The organism is Shewanella sp. MF05960 (genome assembly GCF_050849305.1).
Classification (GTDB): Bacteria; Pseudomonadota; Gammaproteobacteria; order Enterobacterales; family Shewanellaceae; genus Shewanella.
The window spans coordinates 1-953 of sequence record NZ_JBOZPS010000063.1 but is presented as its reverse complement, the minus strand read 5'-3'; the positions used below and the strand labels follow the sequence as shown (position 1 = coordinate 953).

Annotated in this window: 1 protein-coding gene; it reads left to right on the top strand. The window is 42.5% G+C overall.

The annotated features are described in order from the left end of the window. Positions 1-95: 95 nt before the first annotated feature. Positions 96-953: ISAs1 family transposase (locus tag ACROAE_RS20600; protein WP_432406195.1), on the top strand; the 858-nt coding region annotated here is incomplete at its 3' end.

Sequence of the window (953 nt, the reverse complement as noted above, 5' to 3'; positions counted from 1 at the left end):
TACATCCTTTTTAAAAACAAAGAGATAAAAAATAGCTTGATTGATCTCGCCAGTGTGATCAAATAGCGCTCTTTTTCTTTGTCTTTATACTTAATATGCTTAAACATCTCGATAAGATTACTGATTGTCGTTCCCATATAAATCAAGAACATGATGTCATTGATATCTGCTTCCTCGTCCTAAGCGCAGTGATATCAGGTGCGCAAAGTTGGGCCGATTGCCACGAGTTCGGGACATTAAAACTCATGTGGCTGCGTAAATATCGCCCCTTCGCTAATGGTATTCCCAGCCAGCAGAGTATTGGTCGCATCTTCAGAGGAGTGTCAAAGCAATCCTTGCTAGATGCCTTGTTGAGTTGGGTCAACGAGCATCGGCTTAGCACAGGACTTTCTTCTATTGCGATTGATGGGAAAGTGCTTAAAGGTGCCAAAGCATCAGCCTCGAGCGCTGCATTACATATGGTCACTGCATATGATACCGGCTCTGGTTTAGTCTTCAGCGCTAAATCAGGTGCAAGCAAAAAGAGTGAACTCAAACTCGTTCAAGAATTGCTGACGTGTCTTGATTTGAAGTCTGAGTTACTGACATTTGATGCGCTGCATTGCCAGACGCAAACACTTGATTATATTGTCAAAGAAGGTGGGCATTGTATTTTGCAAGTCAAAGGTAATCAGCCCAAGCTGTACGAGGCAGTACAGGCACAATTTGCTGATTACATTACAAATACCCCAGATGCCGAATGCTTTACGCAAGACGATAAAGGCCATGGTCGAGTTGAAAAACGGATAACGTTCCAGTGTCCATTGAATTTACCCGCTGAGATAACGATGAAATGGTCTCAATTAAAAACATTAATCGCTGTAGAGCGTCATCGAAAAGTGGGTAACAAAACCAGTATAGATACGCATTTTTATGTCAGCAGTGCAGTGCTGACATCAGAAGCCTTTGGTACA